We start from the raw sequence: 20,977 nt of genomic DNA, 5'->3' as shown, positions 1-20,977 counted from the left end.
AAGAGTACCTATTAGTGATTTCGAGTATTTTTCGATATCTGATCAACAACAAGCTGCATAGCTTGACTTGGGCTTAGTTTGGCTAATATTTGGTGCGCATGTTGCACTTGCAGTTTAAGTTCATCTTTGTCAACTTCCTTCTCAACAAGTTCATGCCAACGCTCATCAACCTCTGAAATAAAGGTTGCACTTCTTTTTAGCAAACATAAATGCTCAATACCTAAGGTATGTAACTGCTTGTAAATATTTTCATGAGTATAGTATAAAGTAATTTGATGGTTGCCCGCCTCCAGCAAGCAGAATTTTGCAATAGTACCATAAATAGTGCTATCTAAATTGAAAGATTCTGTCAAATCTATCCAGAGTGGCTGCGACTGCCGCTGTTCAGAAACAAGTCGATAAGCCTCCTCTAAGACAGCTGAGCTAAGTAATCGAACTTCTCCACTTAGTTTGATAACAGCCAAAGTATCAGTGACTATATATGATATCTTACTCATTGTATTTGTGACCTTCTATTGCCTCACACCTATTCATAAGCAAAAAAGTAATATCGTCAGGCCTAGATTCTGCCTCTTTAATATTAAACGTTTTTTTCAAAGCTTGGGTAGATAAATAGCCGTTTTCTTTATCAATACGCTCAATCGCAGATAATAATATTTTCTCTTTATCATCCAAGGCTTGCCCTGCTATGACCTCCATTAATCCATCTGAAAATAATGCCAGTTTTGAATTCATTGGAAAATCAATTGCGAGATCTTTAAAGGCAGCATGCTTTACCATACCAACGGCGAATGCTCTACCAGGCAAGAATTCAGCTTTTTGTGCTTTGATCAAAATAGGGTTTGGATAGTGACCTGCAACACTATAGCGCAAACGATGCGTTTCTGTATCAAGCACAGCATAAATCATCGTGACATATTTGCCTAAATTTGCTTGCAATAAATAGTCATTGGCAATCGCAAATACTTTTTTTGGCTGCAAAATAACTTTGGTTCTTTTTTGTTTATAGTTTAGGAGCAACTGATCAAAAAGCGCTTTAATCATAACCGTCACAAAGGCGCTTGAAGCCCCATGTCCTGAAACGTCCGCAATATAAAATCCAATATGTTTTTCTGAAATAGTAAAATAATCTACCATATCACCACTCAAATAGAGTGATGGCATAACAAAATTAGACAAATGATAATGATTAAATAATAAATCACTCGCTGGAAACATTTGCGCTTGTACTTTTTTTCCTGCCATTTGATCATATCTTAACTCATGCAAGCTATCTTCTAACTTGCCATTCATTTCTTCTAATTTATGACGATATAATTTATTTTCATTCACAAGTCTGGCACGTTCCAATGCTTTACACACCGAGTGCTCAAGCTGTGTTAAATTTTCAAGTGGTTGTTCAATACAATCCCACGCGCCTAATCGCAAAGACTTCAAGACTTGCTTTTGATGCGGAACGGTTAAGGTAATGATAGGCACATCTGGATAAATATGACTAAATTCTGATAAAAACAATAAACCATTCTCTGGATTTCTCTGTAAATCACTGATCACTAAATCTGGGCCATTATGCTTCATCAAATGTTGTACTTGCTCGAGGGAATGCGACTGTGTAACCGTAAATCCCAAATCAATCAAAAATACTTGAAGACTTGCTTGAAGCGCATCATCCTCAATGTATGTCAGAATATGACCATATGATGTTTGCATAACTGTTTATTCTGCCAGCCACAATGTATAAAAAGTTAACTTTAATATTAAAGATACATATTGTTATCGGCTTGAATCTTATTCTCTAGAATTTAATAGTTGATTTGCTTTCTAGTGTCTCGTGGTAGGTTACATAGAAGCTGTCTCAAAAATAGTAATTTTTTGTTCAGCCAAGGCGCAGATTCTTTGAGCAGCGCAAAAGGAGCTGCAACAAAGGATCAACGAAAAATGGCATTTTTGAGACAACTTCTAATATTTTGAGCTTAGCCAAGCTAGGATCTACATTTTTATTCAGTTAGAATGTTTCTCCTGAAAATATATCCTGATAGTGTGAAGTCGTCATATGCCATGTTGTACAGTCAAACACCTAAGCCATGTCTTTTGCGCAAGCATCATTGCATGCTACAGTATTCCAAGCTTTTCAGCTTACCAATCTATTTATCATAAGCCAGAACAGCAGGCGAACAGCTTTTTAGATATCCTCAAAGAAGGACATGCCAGTCTTTATTTTCGGGGTCGATACGAATATGCGAACGATGATAGCCCCCAACCAGATAGTAATCCCATTGATCCTATTTCTTTTAAAAGTAGCCGCGCTTATACCTTAACTTCACGCTTAGCTTACACAACGGCACATATGTGTAATTTCTGGGGATTAATGGAATTTAATAATGTCTCTAGTTACTGGAATAAGCATCACAACAGTGGCGCCTTTACAACGCCACAACGAAAAGAATTTACTGAAATTCCAGATGCTAAAGGAACTTCCTTAAATCAAGCACTCATTGCCTATCAAGGTCTATACAATACACAGCTTATTTTAGGTAGACAGAAAATAAAATTAGACAATGGTCGATATGTGGGCAGTGTTGATTTTAGACAAACACCTCAAAGCTTTGACGCCATTACAATCGAAAATAAATATATTACAGGACTTGAACTTTTCTATTCTTATATTGACAGTGTTAATACTGTTTTACAAAATCAAGATACTGCATTATTTGCTAAACGCAGTAATCATACGCATTTATTCAATAGCAGTTATGATATTTATCCTTTTGGCACAATAACAGGCTATTTTTATTATATTAAAGACCAAGCCGTTGCAAGCTTATCAAGCAGCACTTACGGCCTACGTTACAACGGAGCTATTGATCTACAACGTGCTAAATTTCTATTTGTCAGTGAATATGCTTTTCAATCCAGCAATTCTTATAATCCTGTTGATTATAATGCCGAATATTATTTAGTAGAGGGTGCTTTTAGCCATCCTATCTGTGATATCGGTTTAGGATATGAATGGCTTGAAGGCAATAAGCTTTCCACTGGAAAAGCCTTCATGACACCGTTAAGTGATTATCATATTTTCAATGGTTGGGCAGATAGATTCAGTGTTACACCAGCGTTGGGCTTAACAGATTTCTATCTATACGCAAATGCACGTTATAGACAAATTGAATTTGAAGCGGCTTATCATAATTTTCATGCTGAAGCGAATAGCACCAAATTCGGTCATGAAATCGATCTTGGCTTATCCTATTCGTTCTTAAAATATTACAAAATTTACGCAGGCTTGGCTGATTTTAGAGGAAAAACATCAAATAACATAGCAGACAGTCAGCGCTTTTGGCTCAGTCTCAGCGCTGAAATTGCTTAGTTCTTATTAAAAAATGTGAGGCTGTAAAAGCGCCGTATGCTCCCTTTGTTGTCAAAGGGAGTCGCTGTCTGCAGCGGAGGGATTTTTAAAATATAAATTAAAAAAAATCCATCTGCTCACTAACGTTGAGCCTCTTCCCTTGATTCCAAGGGAAGATAATCATTCACTTCGTTCATTTTTTAACTGCGCAATATTATATTTGAAACATGACTTTATGCTCATTACTTGATTGTAAATCACTGCTTCCATGATAGTTTTTTTGATAGGTTATTTCTCAGTGGCGCAAAGCCCCGTATGCTCCCTTTGTTCTCAAAGGGAGTCGCCGTCTGCGGCGGAGGGATTTTTAAAATATAAATTAAAAAAAATCCATCTGCTCACTAACATTGAGCCTCTTCCCTTGATTCCAAGGGAAGATAATCATTCACTTCGCTCATTTCTTAACGAGCAGCATTAAGGAGCTGTAGGGCTTGACTCTAAAGTATCAGGATTGACCATTTGCTTCGCAGCATCTATGGCCTGCTGATCTTCTTTGCTATCTTTCACTTCATCATCATAGCCATCCAGATCATCCATTGGATCTTCACCTTCTTTGAAATCACTTTGGCCATCTGTACTTAAGAAAGTTCTATGCTGCAAATAAGCATCTCGGATCAAAGAATATTCATCGATAGCAATGGTATCGAGAATGGTTTCTTTGTTGATTAAACTTGCTCTGGTATCAATTAAATTAAGCCCCAATAACCCATAGCGTGCACGATCGGACTCTATCCAAGGCCAAACGCTCATTCCAAAGTAATCAACTGTTAAACCAATACCATCTCTAAATGTGCTGGGTCCAAGAAGAGGCAAAACAAGATATGCTGATTTTTCATAGCCCCATGTATAGAGCGTTTGACCAAAATCTTCTTTTCTTTTATCTAAACCAAGCTCTCCGGCAACATCAAACAAGCCCAATAATCCAATCGTTGAATTAATAACCAGCCTAGCAAAATCATGTGTGGCATATTTAATTTTGAATTGAAGTATGTCGTTACCAATGGTCGTTACTTCGCCTAAGTTACCAAAGAAATTACCCACGCCTGATTGAATAGGTCTAGGTATGAATGTCTTATAGGTATAAGCAACTGGCTTAACAAGTGTTTTATCAACAACTTTATTAAAACCATATACACCACGATTTAATTTTTCTAGAGGATCTTGCGGATGCTTTGGATTACTTGAACATCCTGCTAGCAGAATGCTCAAACTTAAAAGCCCGATTTTAATTTTGCGTTGCATCATATTTATAGTGGCTTTATTGATTTATTTGTAGTGCATAATTTCATTCTAGTTAAACTTCAGCTAAATCCAAGAAGTTTATACGATATTTTAACGCACGAAGATAATAGATGCTATGCAATTACTATTTTATTCACTCCATAAAAAAAGCCCTGCATAAGCAGAGCTTTTTTTATGCAATATGACCAGCTTTCACCGGCCATATTAGAAGATAAACTAACTGTAGATTACCAGTTAACAATCGCTTTCAAGCCAAAACCGTTAATATCAACAGATTCTGGGAAATTCATGCGAGAGTAGTTAGCCATTAATCTTACATTGTCATTGATCCACCAGTTCACACCGAAAGTGGTTGCATGGCTAGCACCAACGATTGCATTAGGATCAACACCACCGACCAAGGTTGCTGGACCAGGCATGCCTGGAGCAGGTGTAGAACCAGGAATCAGGGCAGTATTGTCAATTAGATCTAAGTAGCTATGTCTGATTGCAACTTCCCAAGCACCTTTATGTGAGCTTGGTCTAACGCGTCCAAAGGTACCGCTTGCAAAATCATATTCTTTTGCTTCGCCAGTAATCACATAAGAAGCCATTATATAGTAGCCTTTAAACTTAAGATCGCCACCTGGTAGACGTGGATCAGCAGCTAAAGGAATATTACCGTCTCTATCAACTTCAGAGAACATGTATTCACCAGAAAGCATCAATGGTCCAAAACGACCTGCAGCTTCAAAGCCCCATGTTGTGTAGTCATTTGCAGAGTTCAATGGAATATTGCTAAACAATATTGGTGTCTGTCTTGAACGAACTTCAATACCTGAACGATAGTTAAATACGTTTGCATGATTACGTAAGTCTTGATATTTACCAGACAAACCTAAATGGTAAACAGTAAAGTCATCATGCACAGGTGAGAAAGTAACGCGTGCACTGTAGCCTAAAGGATCGCTACCTGGGTTACTACCTAAAGGACCATTACCTGGCAATACACCTGGTTGTGTTGATAATACATCACCATATTGTGTGGTGCCTGCTTCAGGTTGGTAAACAGCCCCCGCTACAGTAAACATGTTGCCATGCCATTCAACATAAGCACCGATGCCGTATCCGGGTGTATCGAATGCTTGAGAAGCCATAGAATTTTCCATAAAGGTAGCATCGTTAGCGCTAGCCCATGCTTCTAAACCAAAGGGTACGCTGATTTGACCTAAAGCAAGCCAGAAATTCTTGCAGCCATTGTAACCAATGAATGCTTCACCGAAGCTTACATCTCCAGTGTCACCAAATATGCTTAGGGTTCCTGGAGGATTACCCACTTGGCCATTACCAAAACCAACAGGTCTTCTTAAGGCACGATCTGCGAAATCAAGATCTACTTTGTAAACCCAAGCGTTGCCCACACCACCTTTGAAGGTTAAACGTGCAGAACGAATCATTGAACCACTTGGAAATTTAGAACGGTCAGAATCACTGCCATCTAAGAAAGCTTGTGACAAATGAAGTCTGCCACCAATTTTAAACCAATAATCTGTGTCATCTAATTCAAATACTTCTAAACCACCATTTGAATCGACCGTCATGCCAGCTAGAACGGAACCAGACGCAAAAGCACCGAGCCCTGCGAGAGCCAACGTAGCCAGTTTACTCTTTGTCAATTTACTCATCTATCATCTCTCCCATAGGAATGCATAACGGTAGAAGAACTTACTTCTAAGTGAGTCCTTAGGTTACTAAAAGAAATCTTTAATCGTTGGCACACAATATAACCCGCATCAATTAAGCTTTCAATATGATTAGCCAGCATAGATTTTAAAAAACTAAGCATATGATAGCAACGGCTAAGTTACCAACTTGCAATATCCTATCAAAAAAATATCTAATAACAAAGTGATTGAAATCTGAATGCAAAAATAATTTTATTTTTGTTCATTATTTTTCCACAAACCATCTTTTGAAAAACAAAGCCACGCCCATTGAAACCATTTCAATAGTGAAAAAGCAAGCCAAAGTGCCCAAACTAACATCAATAATCGATAGACAAAAAGTGGTATAGAAAGAACCCAAACATTCGGCACACTGTTATGCACTTGATCTTGATACCATTGCAATTGATATTTAGCATCCATGATAAAATTTGAATACACTAAACCTGTTTGAGGCGCTGACAATTGCATTTGTGGGTTGCCTAACAATCCATTAGTAATACAAAGCAGTAAACTAATAACAAAAATGCCTGTGAGTATTACAATACTAATTTGAGAGAGCTGAAACACAATCGTATCCATGTTGTGAGAATATTTACTGCGTAATTGCAGCACAACGAACCAAGCAATCACAGCAAGTGCAGAAAGAGGTGTACTCAATGTAACGCCCAATCCTAATAGTAACCATTGCCAAGTTGCCAAAGGTGTTAAGCCTGAACGCCCTAAAGCGACTGCAATAATCACTGTTAGAAAGAGAACTGCCCAGTAACGCACAACAGGCCCAATCTCAGGCCCTCCTAAGAATAGAATCCATCTATCCTTACTGATATCAAGTTGCGTTATATGATTAGAACTCTGACTATTAAGCAGGAGCGAAGGCGATATAAGATAAGATTTCAAAGCATCGCCACTTTGCCATCTGAGTTTCACATTTTGCTCACCTGGACGAACTGGAAAATTAACTCTATTTTTTTCTAAATTGATCGCTTGACTCACGTCGTTAATCAAAACATCTTGAATACTAATACCTTCTGGTAGATCAAAGTAATGCTGCCCTCCTTGGCTGCTTCGCAACATAACTTCTAATTCATATTCTGATTTGCGTTTGCCCGGAATAATTGTATAACGACTACTATCAATGGTCAGTGTATTGCCAGCCAATGCCTCTGGTTTAAAAACCTCAATCTCCAGTTGCTCTTTGGGCCAAGGATGCCATACAGGCAACCATTGTCCGACATTACTTTGTTGATGTATTAAAGGAATACCTTTAAATTGCACATGCCATATCGGACTTGCTTGTAGTTGCCAAACTTCTTTTACATTTGCAGAATGATTGGCAGACAACTGCAACAATGGTGTGATAGGTAACTTAGTATACCAGACGGTACGTGCCTGCCCTTCTGATAACTGAATTTGAGCCTGATTGTTAATCACCTTTATATTGGATGAAAGTACTTTTTCATCTTTTAGCAAAGGTATAGAAACATGAATGGCACCACTTTGTGGAGATATGCGATTTATTTCGTTCATCACTTCCCAATCAAGCCCTAGACGAATCGTTCTTGTCAGGCTAACAAAAACAGGCATTTCTCTGGGGGACAACGATTGAGAATTATCTTTTAAGCGACTGTCTGTCACAGCCGCTGTTCTATTAAATTGCAGTGACTGCCCTATCAATCGTCCTTCATTTAAACCATTTACCGACCAGCCTTCAGACTTATCTATCTCCACAGAAACTATTTTAGGCACTAAGCTAAAAGCCATTTCAAATTGCAAAGAGCCATCTACTTTGCCGGACATGAGAATTTCATGCGTTCCTTTTTCAAGATATATCCATAAATGACCTTGTTCATCTTTTTTCAAAGCAGTTGCAGAATGACCATCTACCAAAATAGTGTCTAATCCCCAACCTTTCTCATGATGTGGCAAAGGTACAGCGACTGCCTCTACTGTTTGAATCATTAAACGCACTGTTAAAAGCCCTGATTGGATGCTGATCTGCGCTTTCTGGTAGTCAGCACAATTTGGCATACATTTCGGTGCTTGTAACAAATACTCTCGCAATTCTTGCAAAGTTGAGGGATCCGGCACCTCTGCAGATGCATCCTGCATAGGAAGTGCATTTAAAACAAACACGACAAAGGGGATAACAAGCACATTAGCCACAGAGCCACCTAATATACTACCCTTTGAATGCCCACTCTCTTGCTTATCTTTCTTATAACGATCATAAACAGATCGTGTTAATCCCACGATCAATCCCAACACTAAAAATACTTGTATAAATTTCATAATAGATACTATCCAAGCTGGCATAATCCATAAACGAATCGTTTGATCACGGGTGACAGGTCCTTGCCAACTCATCTCAATACGTTGCCATGCCCAATTAGGGACACCTGGCCCAGTTTGTATTTTTGCATTAGGATCATAAGTCTTCATTGCTTCTTGCCTTACTTTAGGCAAAACACTTTCTGCTGTTGATTTCATGGCTTGCATGGGTGCACTCATGATTTCTCGTGCATCACTCAACGCACCTCCTGCCATATTACTACTATCTGCTGCCATGCCCTCCATGACCAAGGCTTTACTTCGATCACTTTGGGGCTGCACCCAAGTATCCGGTGGGTTTAATTGTGGATATATCGCAGTTTGTAACTGTGTTGCAATAAAAGGTATTGCAATTATCATCAATACAAATAAAAAGAATACCGTATAACCCTTCACCCAAAGCATTGCTGCCCCTTCAGGGATCACGCGTAATACACCTAAACCTGCGAGCACTGCAAGCCAACTATAAACAGGGGCTGATGGCTCTTGATAAGTCAGTATGAGGGTAAGCAATGCAAACAATCCCCATCGCAAGCCTAATAATTTGAAAACAGATAGGCCGATTAATAACACCAAAAATAAATCTAACAAATTCCAATTTCTTAACCAGGCATTGTTTACTTTATCAACCCCCATGACATTCCACAGTTTCCATCCAGGTGGTAAATGAAGAATAGTCTTTAATTGATTAATATCACGATGCCAACCAATAGCAGGCATCTGTTGGGTACGAGAAGCTAAACGACTTATTGCAGATAAGTCCAAATAGCCATTTCGTATCTCAACCCCAGGTTGTTGATTATCTGGCAAAGTCGTAATCAACTGATCTTCACCATTAATCGTCACGCGTCCTAATTGCAAGGGGGGCAATAAACTTAAACGCCAGTTCTCTTCAATCACACCACTTAATTGATCTCTAAATGTCATTCCTTTACCATCAAAATCTAACCAAGCTTCTCGTGTCAATTGTAGGTTTTCACCACGCTCTGATATTTTACCTCTTTGCTTTTCTTCCAAAGACAAACTTAAATCTTGCTTCATTAAGTAGCTGGGATATTGGCGCCATTCTCTTGGCATAGCTGTTTGGCTAGGATCGATGCTGATAGCATCTTTTACTTCCACCTGACGAAATTCAGGTTTTGCTTCAAAAGACCAAATTTCTTCTGTTGGCCAATATTGTCCAGCAGCTGTATATTCAAAATGATTAGATTGATGAAGGTAACGGCTATTAATATAAATATCCCAAGTTCCGGGTCTTACTTGTAAACGCAGTTGCCCATTTTCCTCAAGACGCGCTGGTAAAGAGGTGCTAATATTGATAGGTAGCATTTGATCACTAATGACTGGCCCTATCAGCTCTTCTCGCTCTTTGCCTGTTACTTTAATGCGTAGTAATGATAAATTTTCTTGTGGTATTGTGTCTCGCAGTTTCCTATACACCTGAATGCTTAAGCTATCTGTTTCTTCTTTAGCCGCTTTCTCAATGCTGGCTCTTTTTAACCATAAATAACCCGCATTATCTCTATCGATAGTAGTCATTTTATTTTGGTTCAATGATAAATGCACCAAAGCAATAGATTGAGGAATAGCTAATCGTTCTGGAGCTTCGTTAAAATTAAATTTACCCTCAATTTGATAAGCCCCCTTCTGCAAATAAACAAAAGGTCTGCCATTCATTTCTACAATAGATAACAGTTGATTGCTTAGTTTTACATCATTAGGCCAATATTGCCTTTCACCTGGCAACATGAGCCAACCATCTTGATACAAAATGCCCTTTTGTACAAAATCTGCTTGTGTTTGTACAATATTTAATTGAAGCTCTGCAGGCCAATCACATAAAAATTTATTGTCTTGATTAAAAGGTCGAGGACAGACTCTATCCTCATATCCCTTTAATACCCAATTTGTCCAGGGCTTAAGTTCATCAGGAATCACATCTTGTGACCATGCTATCACTTGAAAAAAACAAGTGAATATTATCAAAAATCCTTTTACCCAATTGAACATGTAAATGCTCCTGTTGTTGTATAGTCTTCTTCGTTCGCAAAGCGAACCTGTTCTCACTTTGTAAAGGGAGACGCTCGTTCAGCATAGCTGTACGAGCAGAGGGATTTAGCTTTTTGAACTTAGCCTCCAGCATAAATCCCCCTTGCGCACTTGTCAGTGCGCGTCCCTCTTCAAAAAGTGGAATTTTTTTTATTCGCTTCCGCTCATATTAAAAAGCGTCACTCACCCATCAATCTAAAAACAAATCGAGCTTTAACTGAGCGCTCGTATCCACTGCATATTTTGAGAAATCGGTCTCACCCTGTGCTCTTAAAATATCTTCATCAATAAAAAATTGACCCGTGACTTTTTGTTTTAAAATGCAAAGTGCTGCTTGAGCAACAATTTCTGGTTTACGGCTTGCTTGGTAAACCTCTTTTGGAAAATTATATTGAATCGCTGCGGTTGCAATCGTTGTTTTAGGCCACAATGCATTGACTGAAATATTAGCCTCACGTAATTCTTCGCTTAAACCTAAAACACACATACTCATACCATATTTAGACATGGTATAAGCAAGATGATCTTTAAACCACTTAGGATTGAGATTAATGGGAGGAGACAGTATCAAAATATGAGGATGGCTACTTTTTTTCAAATAAGGAATGGCGGCTTGTGAGGCAGCAAAGCTTGCACGAACATTTACATCAAACATTAAATCAAAGCGTTTCATTTCTGTTTGGGTAGTATCGCTTAAGCTGATTGCACTAGCATTATTAATGAGGATATCAATACCCCCAAATTCTTGTGCTGCGATGCTCATTGCATGCTGAATCGCTGCGTCATCTCTGACATCTAAAGCAAGAGCCGTAACTTTAGCACCTGTCTGCGCAATTTCATCTCTCGCGCTATAAATAGTGCCTTCTAATTTAGGATGTGCTTCTGTTGTTTTGCCCGTAATAATAATATTTGCGCCGGCTTTTGCTAAATGTAATGCTATTTCTTTGCCAATACCACGACTTGAACCCGTAATGAATACTGTCTTCCCTTGAAAGTCTTTCACATCCCACACTCCTTTTGATAACATAGTCACAGCACATGAGTTAATGGTTTAACTCCCGCCAAGCACGTCTACCAATTTTATCGTTTAGATCTAATTCAGTCCATGCAAATGATCCATCTGATAATCCATGCAAAACCAAAATCGGTTGTTTAAGCCCTTGAGAAAAGACAAGTGGTGCTCCCACAAATGTTAAAGATGACTGAGTCGTGGACTGAAATAATGGCTTTTTATAGTTAGTCTGAGCACACGTTTTTGATGAGTGCATATCTTTAGCAATCAACTGATTCGCTTGTGATGCAATAAGCAACTGTTTATTTCGAACAAGAGGATAAACATGATCATATCCAATAGGCATATACCAATTTTCAGTCTCTGTACTGTTAGAATAAGCGGCTAATTTCAATGTATAAAAAAGATGCGTCTCCTTTCTTAAATGCGCATTCTTGTCCCAGATGTTAATCAAATAACGTTGCTCATCATTCGGATATTTTGCAAGAAAGCTAATTAAAAATCCTTGCTCAGGATGCAGCACAATTTTAGGCTGAGATAAGATTTCCCCTGATACGCCATTATCATTCATTTTAAAGAGAGTCGAATACTTGATAAATTCACTGTTTTGCAAAAACTGATTCTCTAAATCAAATTTCCACAGTTTCCCCAAATTATCACCTGCATACAGATAATCAACATAGCCTCTGGATTTTGAATCAATGGCTGTCATGGCTGAAAATTGAATTCGGTTCTTAGAAGTTTCATTCTTATTTTCTATGGATATGGCCCTCAAATTTTGGGAGACAACCCCTGTTTTAAAATTGATCATTTTAAAACCAGCAGATAAATGATTATTATCTGAACAACCTGATTGAGCTAAGATAAGATACCAAACATTATCAACCATACGAGAAACAGTCGGCCAACTGAAAAAACTATCTCTATCTTCTAAAGTCCATAAGAGATTTAAATGCTTCTGTGCCGCAGCACCAGACAATGCAGTGGTCACCTCTATGCAAAATACTGCTTGATGCTTAACCCCCACTATGCCAACCAATACAGAATGCCATTGATTATCATAAAAAATATCCGCATGCATCAGCTCTGGAGCTATCGTAGTTTCTCTATCCTCTTTATCTTTTTCGATGAGTGATCTTGTAAATAGGCTTTTTAAATCAAAATCAATGCGTGATTTTCCTGTCTCAAGCTCAAAAGCATGTAAATGATATTCACCATCTATCTGATAAACGATAGGCGATCGACTTATCTGTTTTTGAGAAAAATCAGAATATTTTTCTGCATACATAGCATTTTCAGGTGGATGCGGTTTATTGCTTGTCGATGGCCAACAATCTGGGAAAGGGAAATTAGGATGTCCCACTAAAACAGGTTGAGATGCAGGCTTGGGTAATTTTCTTTGCCACAACTGCTGCATCTTTGGGCTTATATCTTTATTCGTATATCCTAAACGTGTCGCCCGTGTAATATCATGCTTCTCTGTTGCATGCGAGAGAATCGTTTGAATAATTACAGGTTCTGCATCTAAATAAGATGAACTGCTTATTAAGTTAAAAGAAAAAATACATGAAGAATAAGTGATCAAAAAGAACAAAAATAAATGATACATATAAAATATTTTTACTGCCGAATTGCTACCACGGATTGCAAATGTGTTTGTGCGCCCTCTAAATTTTTTTGTTGAATATCAAGTTGGTAGTATGTTACTCCTTGACGTTCTCCAAATTCTAGCGTTTCAGGAACAAATTGCAATTTTTCAAGCTCCCCAACATCATTGGAGGTATGATAAGCTTCTTGCAATACTTTATTTTCCAATCTTTGCAATGACTGCTCAGCGCTCATAAAATTAAGCACTTCATTTTGATAATTTCTGCTGATTTTAGTTTGTAGCACACTTGTTTCTAAAGAGATCATTACCATCATGCTCACAACAAGCGACAATAATAATACCACGATGAGTACGCTACCAGATATTTTTTGCTTGTTTATACCCTTGATCGTATTGCCCACTCTTGTTCCCACCATTTCCGTATCAGTTTATCCTTTGGCATCACATCAATGTCTTTCTGTTTATAGGCAGTCGGCACGCTTTGCACATCCTCCACAGAATTTAATAAGAGCTTGATACGTACAGCATTTATTTTTTGTTCAGGTGTCCACATAGCTTGCGGATAATACTGATCTGTTTCAGGGACACAGCAAAATTCTACAGACATATCTTCTACACCTTCAACAAGTTCCAAAGTTCGTCCATTTAGATCTGTTGCATAAAGCGAAAAAATGGGATTACCATTTTGATTTTTTCTTGCTGTATCACCAATGTAAATCAGCTCCGATTCTAATTTACCTAATAAAGCACCCGGCGGATAAAGCTTAGTCAATGATGGCTGTTCTCCCAGGTGAATATGAATATCGGTTGTAACTTGTTGTGGATGAGTATTTACATCTTTAACAACTTTGAACACATCTATATTCTGGCAATCTGTTAAAAACAAAATATCATTTTTGTTATAGCTTGGTTGTCCCAAAACTGAAATTTTACCATCCTGCGCATCTTGATAATCGTTTAGTTTATAAAATTGATGAATACGATTCATCAAAATAATATCGGTATTTTCTTTAATACGCATCAAGGTTACAGCAGATATTTTTGGATTATGGCGCAATTTTTCTATGGTTGTTGGGTATACTGGATGCTCTCGGTTGAAATCAATATCAGTGGCTGTCATGCCAATCCAGCGCAAAGCCATCTGCTCATCTAAACGATTACAACCATAATCACCCGCGCCTCTCAACCATTGTCCAAGCAGTACAGATGAAACTTGCATATTTTCTTGTATGCGACTGATGCCTTGCTGGTATTTTGTCGTTTGCTTAATACTTAGGAATATATGAATCACTGAAGCAATCAAAAAAGCGCCTAGACCTAAACCAATCAGCAGCTCTGTTATTGTATAGCCTTGGCACTTTCTAATAAGAAGTTTCAGATTCATGATTTAATTCATTTGAGTAGATAGCTGTGATCTTTCAAAAGAAGTTGAATGCTCATTTACAGCTTCCGTATCCCGTAAACAATCTCTACATCTTTGCAAAGCATTAAGCGAAAATGCCATACAAGCGAGTAGTACTGTAGAAAAAATACTTAAAGAGACTAAAACCTCAATCAGCGTCATGCCACTGACAGTAATAATAAATTCTTCCCTTTTCATTTAACGAATATCCATAACAGATGAATTTACGAATAAGCACTCCGCTCCCAAGCAAAGGCAGTGTATACAAAATACATGAGGATTGCGAGATAGCAGCAAACAATAATTCAAAAATTCATCTATGCACTTAGGGTGTATCAAGACTGGATGCTGTAGACAAGCGCCTGAATCAAATCTCTTTCTTATGGATGAGCAGCGCGAATCATAATGCCTCTACCAATTTGGGAGAGGATGGCTGAAAGCCAGGTGAGGGTTAAATAAGTTAATTAGCTATTAATTTTCTGCCTAAAAAATATGTTTTAAAAGAAAATCGATTATTAAGCGCTGTGTTGTCACCTATATTAAATGATTTATGTTGTCACATCAGTGAAGGCTCATAGACGTCAACTTAAACAGTTTTTGGGATTCGATTATAAAACATTAGCACCTATATAAAGTATGTGCCCTGGTGCGAAGCACCCTACGCCCACTTTGTAATCAAAGGGGGCAGCCGTCTGCGGCGGGGGATTTATATCAATCTTTTTCTGTTCCAAACTATTTTATCTGTTCTATGGTAGGATTCAATTTTTCAAGTACACCATCTATTTGATGCTTAACTTCATAATTATTGAAGCTCAATACATATATTTTTTCCTCTCCAAATATGCATCTCGAAATTTATCCTGATCACAATGCATATCATTTTTTTTGTAGATATTTAGCTTAACCTGAAATTATAAATCCCCCGCCGCAGACGGCTGCCCCCTTTGATTACAAAGTGGGCGTAGGGTGCTTCGCACCAGGGCACATACTTTATATAGGTGCTAATGTTTTATAAAAGAAATATAAATTAGAGATTCGACTCTAGACCATTAACCAAGCAAGCTTGGATTATCTTTAGGTTGGTGCCGATAAACCTTCGCTGGCATGACATATTATATATTTTTTTCAGCATAAAAGACCGTGTATATAATTAAGCGTCTAAGTCCACAATTAAGGATAGCAAACATGGTTCAAAATTTCAGTATCTTTTGTGGTATAGATGTTTCTAAAGGTTGGAGATTAGAACTGCTTATGAGTGAAGAGAAAGTTCATATTTAATGAGGATGCAGAAGAATATCAATCCATTTATAGTAGATAGAAGAAGAAAAGCAATGAAGCGCCTTGAGAGCACACCCAAAATAGGACGGTTAATTAACTGGGATGGTGTCTGTATTTGACCTTAAGAGCTAACCTAAAGAGTGACTGTTACTACCCGGAATCTCATCGTTCATCGCAGGACACAAAGAGATCTCGCATCACGCGCTACATACAACCACCTGCCCTTTGGGCAGCTGCATATGAATCGCCGTGCGAGATGACATCATTTAAAGCGCTACGTGTGACTACCTATACTCATAACAGTCTATTTTTACCCACAAGGGGCACAATGTAGGTGAGGCCAACAAAACCTAAAACTCGAATGCGAAGAGTATATACCTTTCACGTTACCGCATCACCGTGCGATCCTTTCTCCATTTTTTTTCTTTTTCTTAACTCCAATATTTTAGACACATGAAATACAAAAGTACAAAATATAATACCAGACCCAAACAATGTTATTTCAAACACGCTAGGGTATATCGGCCAACCATCTATCATATAAAAAATAAAATGGTACCCTATGAATAAAAGCAACATAAAAAGCATGAAATATCTAGTTTTCATAAATTTATAACGCTGCATGATAAAGCCCATTAAGCACGACATTATGAACATGGCTGTTAATTGCATGATTATATTAATATTCCTGTGATATTAATTGCCCACTCGTAGTAATGGCTTGGACAGCAGGCATCCATACAGCATTTCCCACTACCCCCCCCGCCAGCAGCAGCTCCTAAAATCCCACCAACGCCTCCACCTAAGGCCCCTGTTCCTGCTGCGATTCCTATTCCTAAAGTGCGCAAGGGGGATTTATGCTAGAGGCTAAATTCAAAAAGCTAAATCCCTCTGCTCAGCGCAGCTACGCTGCACGAGCGTCTCCCTTTACAAAAGTGAGAAAATGTTCGCTTTGCGAACGAAGGAAAGGGCAGTTACTATGCTTATAGTCCACTTATGTAGAAGAGACAAGCTTCAAAAAGTGGGATTTCTTATTTGCTGCTCAAATCATTCAAGCTCTTTAATTATTTTTTGTTTAGAAACAGAAGTTATAGTACCCAGCCTTTGTGCGAAATGCGAAATGCGTAACTCTTCTATCTTCCAAGCAACATTGTTTAATTTATGACTCAATTCTGAAACAGGTAAAATAGCCGTATCTTTGATATCTGATAATTTATTGTCTATGACTTGCTGCAAGCAACGTCCTAAGAAACTCGTTTCTTTGGTGATTAATATATCTTGCTTGATATTAGCAGGAAGCTTATCCAATCTATATTCAATGGCTTTCATATAAACAGGATATCGTGCAAACCACTGCAGCCCTGCTATCAATAAACATTTATTTCTATACAAATTTTTCAACTGTGTTTGAATATCTACAATAGAAGCCTGATACTCATTCTTTTGCCTGTATTTATTTATTTTCTGCTCAATAACTTCACGCATCATGATACTTTGTTTTAATATAGCTGCGTAACTATCAAACGTGGTTGTCAATTTATTTTTATGGCTATTCAAGCGATTATCAAATTCTATTTTACTTCGAATAGGCTCAAAGCCTCTAACAAAACATTCAAAGATTGCAGCATCAATCAACATATCTTGTATTGTATTCTCTGGATTGTCTTGAGAAAAATAAAGCTGCGCTTTTTTAAGTAGATTCTTATCTATCAACTGCTTTTTAAGATATTTTACATCGGATTCAAGTGCCAATCTAATCAGCTTCATAATACCTGTAACATGGTATTGCAAAGATAATTCAGAAGTATTAAAAAATTGAATTGCTACTTTTTCTTGCTCTTCAACAAGCGCGGGATACACCAATACTTTTTTATGGTTGATTGTTTTATATTCACTGAGCGGTAAATCAGAAAATGACCATTCCAAATACAATGCAGCCTCTTTACGAGAACCAAGCACCTCTTTGACCAGACCTTGTTGCTTCAACGTTTGAAAGAGACTTATAGAATCATCACCACTGATGATTTCTTTATTATTCTGAATAACAGAGTAATGCCAACGCAAATAAGAAGGTGTATGAATTACATCTCTACTAAAATAATCTTTGCCTAATAATATCTGGTACTGCTTTGCTAAGAAATTAGCCAAAACTTCTTCATAATTACCTTCTCGATAAACAAGTGACTGAAAAATTGTCTCAATCAATTGTTTGCTGGTTGGTAATTTATGTTTATATTGACGCAAAATATTTCTAAGATCATAGCCTAATTTATCTGTTAACCATCCTAAAATTAACCAAGAATTGTCTTGATTTGCAATAAAGGGAAACACATCCAATGGGATACACAAAGTTGCACCATCTTTAGAATTCCCTGGATTGTATTCATATCGAATGGGGATCTTAATATTTTCCAGCTGCCACTCATCTGGATATTGCTCTTTAATCTTTATTAATTCTTCTTCCGTAACAAAACTTGAAAGCGAAAGCTTGAGTGCTTGATTATGATTTTTATTTAACCACGCTTTCAAGCCTTGCAAACTTGCGACTGAATCTGGCAAATTTTGTTTATAATGTTCAAACACACTTTCTTGGTTATGAAAAACATAACGATATCGTGTCTTTTGAGCTATCTTCTCTAACTGGAGAGCAATTTGCTTATTGTGCACATAAAAATCAAGTGATTCACTTAATTGCTCCTCAAGCAAGGCCTCTCTGATAAAGATTTCTTTTGCGAGACGAGGATTCTTCTGTTCATAGAATACTTTTTTGCTTTCTACAGCCAAGCCAAAGAGACTGGATTTTTCAATTGCAACCACTGACTGAGTTTTAAGATCAAAATGTGGATCTAAATAAGATTTCTTTATTAAATGCTTAGCTTGCTCTGTTAACCAATGTGGTTCAATAGCAGCAAGTGTTTTAGAAAAAGTTTGTGAACTATGAAATAATTCTGCACAAACAATCCATTGTGGTAACTTTTTAATAGTTGTCGAGGGATGTACTACAAATTTTAATTCTCGCGCCCCTATATAATTTTTATGTTCATCTTTCTGCCCAATATGATCTAACATTCCTGAAAGAATAGAACGATGAATATCAGTGTAACTCCCTGCTACACTGTTTATTTTGTAATTTAATCGCAATACAATACGCTTGAGTTCATCATACAAATCCATCCATTCGCATACACGAATAAAGGATAAGAAATTTTTTTGACAAAGTTGAGCAAAGGCTTTGTGACTCAATGCAGCTTTATTTTGATTCACAAAATCCCATAATTTTAAAAAACTCATGAATTCTGATTGCTCGTCTACAAATAGCGCATGCTTTTCACGTGCTTGCTCTCTTTTATCAAAAGGGATGTCTCTGGGATCGGCAATACTAAGCGCACTGACAATAATCAAAATCTGTTGCAAACATCCTAGTTTATTCGCTTCAATAATCATCCGAGATAATCTTGGCTCTATTGGAATACGTGCCATCACATGACCAAAAGGCGTAAGCCTTTCTGTCTCATCCAAAGCTTCTAACTGAGACAATAAGCGTAAACCATCTTTAATATATTTATAATTGGGTGCATCAATAAAATCAAAATGACGAACATCTTTAATGTTCAAAGCTAAGAGGTTTAAGAGTACTGTCGCTAAACTGGTTCTTAATATTTCTGGATCGGTGAATTCTGCCCTACGCTCTAAATCCTCTTTACTGAACAATGCATAATAGATGCCTGGCCCTACACGCCCACACCGACCTTTACGTTGTACATGACTTGCCCAACTGATAGGCTCAATTTCTAAACGATGTAATTTATTTTTGTAATTATAGCGACTGATTTTATGAAAGCCGGTGTCAATTACAAATCTAATATTTGGAACAGTAATCGAAGTTTCAGCTACATTGGTTGAGACAACAATTTTTCTACCAACCATATCTTTGAAAATCAATTGTTGCTGCGCTGAGCTTAAGCGTGCATAAAGTGGTAGAATAGTTGTGTTATTTAATTTAAGCCCTTTTAAAACCTCTATGGTTTCCTGAATCTCTCGTTCACCACTTTGGAAAATTAATATATCACCTTGACCTTGCCGAATCGCGATTTTTACTGTTTCTGCAATTTGTGCAATCACATCAGATTGTATATCCGTATCCTGAGCGTCTTTTTTAGAATTACTATCAATTTCCTCTTCTTTGGGTTCAAAGGGAAAACACATTTCAACTGGAAACTGTCGACCTGGTACTTCTATGATAGGTGCATTATCGAAAAATTTAGAAAATTTTTCTAATTGAATGGTTGCAGAAGTAATAATAACTTTTAATTCTGGTCTTTTCTGAAGAAGATTCTTTAAAATACCAAATAAAATATCGATATTTAAACTTCTCTCATGTGCCTCATCAATAATAATCACTTCATATTGCAACAGCAATTTATCCGTTTGTCTTTCGCTGAGCATCATGCCATCAGTGACAACTTTGACTAAAGTCAGTGGCTGTGTCCTGTCTTTAAACCTTATTTTGTAACCAACTTGTTCCCCAAGCTTAACCTTTAACTCATCCGCAACACGCCTTGCTATGGCTTGTGCAGCAATTCTTCTAGGCTGTGTATGCCCTATCATACCTTTTGTGCCAAAACCAGCTTCAAGACACATCTTTGCAAGCTGTGTACTTTTGCCCGATCCCGTCTCACCTGCCACAATAACGACAGAATGTTTTTCGATCAAAGAAATGATTTCCTGTTTTTGCGACATAATAGGCAAAGCAGAATAACTCAATTTTGGTACTAAAGACTTTTTATGCTCAAGCATTTCTTGAGATTGCTTCAATTTTTCATGCCAGCGAGACAAAGCTGCTGCTTGTTGCTCTGTTGCTTGATGTTGAATCTTTCGATATTGCTTAGCCAGAATCACACGATCGCGATAGCAACAATCAGCAAGCTTTTCTTCAATATTCATAAGG

Annotated in this window: 12 protein-coding genes; 1 reads left to right on the top strand and 11 read right to left on the bottom strand. The window is 37.6% G+C overall.

The window, feature by feature from the left end; all coding sequences use genetic code 11:
* Nucleotides 1–11: 11 nt before the first annotated feature.
* Both CC99x_RS04010 and CC99x_RS04005 read right to left on the bottom strand, forming a co-directional pair.
* Nucleotides 12–497 carry an STAS domain-containing protein gene (locus tag CC99x_RS04010; RefSeq protein ID WP_057625208.1) on the bottom strand — a complete coding sequence of 162 codons (486 nt, stop codon included), beginning with the start codon at nucleotides 495–497 and terminating at the stop codon, nucleotides 12–14.
* Nucleotides 490–1,710 carry a fused response regulator/phosphatase gene (locus CC99x_RS04005; RefSeq protein WP_057625209.1) on the bottom strand — a complete coding sequence of 407 codons (1,221 nt, stop codon included), beginning with the start codon at nucleotides 1,708–1,710 and terminating at the stop codon, nucleotides 490–492. The genes CC99x_RS04010 and CC99x_RS04005 overlap by 8 nt, the downstream gene beginning before the upstream one ends.
* A 343-nt stretch (nucleotides 1,711–2,053) precedes the next feature.
* Between CC99x_RS04005 and CC99x_RS04000 the strand changes: the two genes are divergently transcribed.
* The gene (locus CC99x_RS04000; protein ID WP_057625210.1) at nucleotides 2,054–3,367 is read left to right on the top strand and encodes an alginate export family protein; all 1,314 of its coding nucleotides are present in this window, start codon (nucleotides 2,054–2,056) and stop codon (nucleotides 3,365–3,367) included.
* Between the two features lie 450 nt (nucleotides 3,368–3,817).
* Here the strand turns inward: CC99x_RS04000 and CC99x_RS03995 are convergent, their stop codons facing one another.
* From CC99x_RS03995 to hrpA, 9 genes are all read right to left on the bottom strand, one after another.
* A complete protein-coding gene (locus tag CC99x_RS03995; protein WP_057625211.1) occupies nucleotides 3,818–4,648 on the bottom strand; it encodes an MlaA family lipoprotein in 831 nt (276 codons plus the stop codon).
* Nucleotides 4,649–4,872: 224 nt separating this feature from the next.
* On the bottom strand, nucleotides 4,873–6,309 hold the full coding sequence (locus CC99x_RS03990) for an OprO/OprP family phosphate-selective porin (RefSeq protein WP_057625212.1): 1,437 nt from the start codon (nucleotides 6,307–6,309) through the stop codon (nucleotides 4,873–4,875).
* Between the two features lie 252 nt (nucleotides 6,310–6,561).
* Nucleotides 6,562–10,689 carry a hypothetical protein gene (locus CC99x_RS03985; protein ID WP_057625213.1) on the bottom strand — a complete coding sequence of 1,376 codons (4,128 nt, stop codon included), beginning with the start codon at nucleotides 10,687–10,689 and terminating at the stop codon, nucleotides 6,562–6,564.
* A 229-nt stretch (nucleotides 10,690–10,918) separates the two neighbouring features.
* The gene (locus CC99x_RS03980) at nucleotides 10,919–11,731 is read right to left on the bottom strand and encodes an SDR family oxidoreductase (RefSeq protein ID WP_102134520.1); all 813 of its coding nucleotides are present in this window, start codon (nucleotides 11,729–11,731) and stop codon (nucleotides 10,919–10,921) included.
* 40 nt (nucleotides 11,732–11,771) lie between these two features.
* Nucleotides 11,772–13,157: a PilC/PilY family type IV pilus protein gene (locus CC99x_RS03975; RefSeq protein ID WP_158003230.1), complete on the bottom strand. Its 1,386-nt coding sequence runs from the start codon at nucleotides 13,155–13,157 to the stop codon at nucleotides 11,772–11,774.
* Between the two features lie 203 nt (nucleotides 13,158–13,360).
* On the bottom strand, nucleotides 13,361–13,750 hold the full coding sequence (locus CC99x_RS03970; protein WP_057625216.1) for a PilX N-terminal domain-containing pilus assembly protein: 390 nt from the start codon (nucleotides 13,748–13,750) through the stop codon (nucleotides 13,361–13,363).
* Nucleotides 13,726–14,733: a hypothetical protein gene (locus CC99x_RS03965; protein ID WP_057625217.1), complete on the bottom strand. Its 1,008-nt coding sequence runs from the start codon at nucleotides 14,731–14,733 to the stop codon at nucleotides 13,726–13,728. The genes CC99x_RS03970 and CC99x_RS03965 overlap by 25 nt, the downstream gene beginning before the upstream one ends.
* Before the next feature lie 3 nt (nucleotides 14,734–14,736).
* Nucleotides 14,737–14,949 (bottom strand): type IV pilus modification PilV family protein, encoded by a 213-nt coding sequence (locus tag CC99x_RS03960; protein WP_057625218.1) that lies wholly within the window; start codon nucleotides 14,947–14,949, stop codon nucleotides 14,737–14,739.
* A 2,127-nt stretch (nucleotides 14,950–17,076) separates the two neighbouring features.
* The gene (gene hrpA, locus CC99x_RS03955) at nucleotides 17,077–20,973 is read right to left on the bottom strand and encodes an ATP-dependent RNA helicase HrpA (RefSeq protein ID WP_057625220.1); all 3,897 of its coding nucleotides are present in this window, start codon (nucleotides 20,971–20,973) and stop codon (nucleotides 17,077–17,079) included.
* Between the last annotated feature and the right edge of the window lie 4 nt (nucleotides 20,974–20,977).

The sequence above is a fragment of the Candidatus Berkiella cookevillensis genome, from assembly GCF_001431315.2.
In the GTDB taxonomy this organism is placed as follows: domain Bacteria; phylum Pseudomonadota; class Gammaproteobacteria; order Berkiellales; family Berkiellaceae; genus Berkiella_A; species Berkiella_A cookevillensis.
Note: the sequence above shows the minus strand (reverse complement) of the source record. Positions and strands in the feature narration are given on the sequence as shown.